Annotated in this window: 3 protein-coding genes; 1 reads left to right on the top strand and 2 read right to left on the bottom strand. The window is 31.2% G+C overall.

Annotated features, from left to right (window positions below):
- Positions 1-1,306 (bottom strand): IS4 family transposase (locus B5E79_RS13140; protein WP_087298348.1); only part of this gene is annotated, 1,306 nt, incomplete at its 3' end.
- Entirely contained in the window at positions 1,306-1,506 is a 201-nt protein-coding gene (locus tag B5E79_RS13135) for a hypothetical protein (RefSeq protein WP_087244157.1), read from the bottom strand. The genes B5E79_RS13135 and B5E79_RS13140, both read right to left, overlap by 1 nt.
- A 233-nt stretch (positions 1,507-1,739) precedes the next feature.
- Here B5E79_RS13135 and B5E79_RS13130 point away from each other — a divergent pair, with 233 nt between their 5' ends.
- Positions 1,740-3,107 carry an FAD-dependent oxidoreductase gene (locus B5E79_RS13130; RefSeq protein ID WP_087298347.1) on the top strand — a complete coding sequence of 456 codons (1,368 nt, stop codon included), beginning with the start codon at positions 1,740-1,742 and terminating at the stop codon, positions 3,105-3,107.
- The last annotated feature ends 198 nt before the right edge of the window (positions 3,108-3,305 follow it).

Genomic DNA, 3,305 nt, shown 5'->3' with positions numbered 1-3,305 from the left:
ATTTGAGTGTTGTTGGTTTCTTGGTATAGACATTCCATCTTCCAAAGAGTCTATTGGGTCGAATAGGCTCTTTATTTTTTGAGGCTTTTCTTATTATTTTATTTATGAGTCTCCTGAATCCATCTTTCATGTTTAATAGTTTTGCAAGATTAGCCCTTAATAATTGTATCAGGTTATTTATATTTGTCTGATAATTATATTTTTCAGTATGTGTGATAAGTTTATCTGATTCTTTTTTTATCATTGCAGCTAAATTATGAACTATAACCTGTGAATGTAATTCCTGCAGTATGAGTTCTGCTTTTTTACTCGTTACTTTTTCCATCTCAATCTTATTTTTTAGGATATCATATCCGGTTTCTGCTGACCATCTGTTTCCATAAAGCTGTAGCACTTCTTTTGTTGGCCATTCATTTTCATCAAGATTCGTGAAAATAATGATTTCTTCATCTTTTTCACTAACCTTTAATTGCCTTAATTCAGATTTCATAACTTTGATGACTCTTAACCTGAAGTTCCTATGCTCTCTGGCATAATCCTTGACTTCTTCAATTTTAAAGCGATCAATCCATCTGTCATCCAAATCTATTTCAATCCAACCATCTCTTTCAATATTTTCTAGCTGTTTCTTATAAAAGTTTGGCTTTCCTCTGTAACAGAATTTATCGCCTTTCATATTATAATAAACAAAGATATCAGTTGATGGATAATTGCGGTCACCCATGTATATAACTTTCTGCTTTTCTAGAATATCATGAATATTATTCATTTGTTCATATGCCATGGGTATTTCAGAATCCTTATAAGATTTAATCAATACATCAATATATATACCATTGCATACATCTAAAAATCCAGATATTCTTGGAGAAGCTTTAAATAAATTGTTTCTATTGGGATCATTAACTCCAAAAACTCTAGCATTTTCTTCAGTGTAAGGTGCTTCTCCAACCGATCCATCTATAGCTACAACTGTATATCCTTTCAATGTTTCATAATCATTATTCTGATAATAGTGCTTACATAACTTTGAATTTATATATGGAAACACTTTATAATCCAGCTTTTCCTGTGCCTGAAATATCGCCTGCTTGGAAACTGACTTTTCCAACCCAAAAGATGAATAGTAATGATTGATTTCATTGGCAACTGTGTAACCTTGTCTAGATATGAGAAACTTGAGCAGTCCTGTAAGTCCCAATTTTGAATCTCTTGTAAAATATCTGGGAACTTTTCTAGCAATCTCAAAAATATCAGGATGAGACAAAAGAGCATCAAAATATTCAAATGTAGAATAGATAGACATTATTCTTCATCATCATACACAAGTCTAGGTTTCTTTTTAGCATACATGGCTTTAAGATAGGGAACCTGTTCTTCAGTAAGAAGACCAAAACTACGAATAGTGCGGTGCTTGATTTTATCACCATCACGATAAGACTCAACAAGAGAGCAGAAATAAGTGCCTTTTTTGCCTCTATTATTTTGAACAACCTTCACAAACATAAAACCACTCCTTTTCTATACTACAATTATATCATTAAATCGTTGAGATTTCACTAAATATGATATATCACTTCTATAATTACTTATGAATCTTAATAAACAAAAAAAGAAATCTGAATATGTCAGATTTCTAATTTAAATTTGTCGTTAAATTGACGACATTGACTGAATCTTAGTTCTTTTTTTGTTTAAACTGATTATTTTTGGAAAGAATATCACATGGTGATATAACTATGAATCAATCTTATTGGCAGAAAACTTCATCTATTCAAAGATGTGCATCTATTCAAGATGATATGGATACAGATATTGTTATTATTGGGGCAGGAATGGCTGGGGTTTCACTGGCTTATCAATTAAAAGATTTACCCTATCGTGTTATTGTTGTAGATAAAGATCAGATTGCAAGTCATACGAGTGGACATACGACTGCAAAACTAACGGTTTTACATGGGAAAATCTATCCACTTCTTAAAAAACATTATAATATACATTATGCACATCTGTATTTTCGTTCGCAAGAGGAAGCGTTGAATACAATTAAAGATATTATTCGTAAGGAAGATATTGCATGTGATTTTCAGGAAAACGATGCGTATGTATATACTGATGATCCTCAATATGTTTCTATGATTCAGGAGCTTGAGTACATATTAAAATCTTTTCATGTAGAAGTTATCAAAGATTCACAACATTTAGCATCAGTTGGCTTAAAGCATCAAGCGGTTTTTCATCCTTTGAAATATATGTATGGGTTAATTGATAAGTGTCAAAAAGATGGTATAGTTTTTTATGAAAAGAGTATGGTTGAAAGTATTGAACGCAAAAAAGATGGTTTTATTTTAAAAGTCAATCATCATAAGATTCGAAGTCGTTATGTTATTCATGCGACAAGGTATCCTTTTATTAAAAAAGGGATTTATTTTGCAAAGTTGTTTCAGACAAAAGAGAATGTTGATTTGCGAAACAAAGAAGGGAATCAAAGTTTGCTATGTATAGATCATACTGATAGTTATAGACCGGTACAGGATAAGGGAATATATATTGATATGGCGAGTCAAGAATGGTATGCATTAGATAGTGTGCCATTACGTGGAGTACCTTATATTGGTGAGATAAAACCGGGAAGTCAGGAATATGTAATTTATGGTTTTCAAAAATGGGGCATGACATTATCTCAGGTAGCGGCCAAATTAATTAAAGATTTAATTTTACAGCAAGAGAATCCCTATAAAAGTTTATATAGCTGTCAATATTTTTCACTATCTTTTGCTAAGGAATATCAAAAGAAAATCATGAATTCATATTATAAGGGTTTTATATATCCAAGGTTTCATTATAAGAAAGTGAATCAAATACAAAATGGTGAAGGTGCTATTGTTCGTGAAAATGGGAAACTCAAAGCAGTCTATAAAGATGAAAATGGAAAATGTCATGTATTTTCTCCATATTGTCCGCATTTAAAATGTATTATAGAATTTGATCAAAAAGATAAGATATGGTTGTGTCCGTGTCATCAGTCAACTTATGATGCTTATGGTCATTTAATTGATGGACCGAGTTTGCATTCTTTAAAGAAAAAAAGAAATGACATTATATAATTAAGGATGTGATAAAGAGAGAAAAAAGAGGGTTAAATAAAAAAACGAAAAAAAGTAAAAAAAAGACTTGCAAAGGTAAAGGATAGATGGTATTATAGATGAGCACTCGACGAGAGGGCACAGGGACATTGAAAACTGAACAGTAAACACGTCAATAAAGATAGGAAAAAAGAAAGAGTCAAGAAGACATGAAATTGT

Source organism: Massilimicrobiota sp. An134 (genome assembly GCF_002160815.1).
Classification (GTDB): Bacteria; Bacillota_I; Bacilli_A; order Erysipelotrichales; family Coprobacillaceae; genus Allocoprobacillus; species Allocoprobacillus merdigallinarum.
The sequence above is the reverse complement of the archived record's forward strand: the minus strand, read 5'-3'. Positions and strand labels throughout refer to the sequence as shown.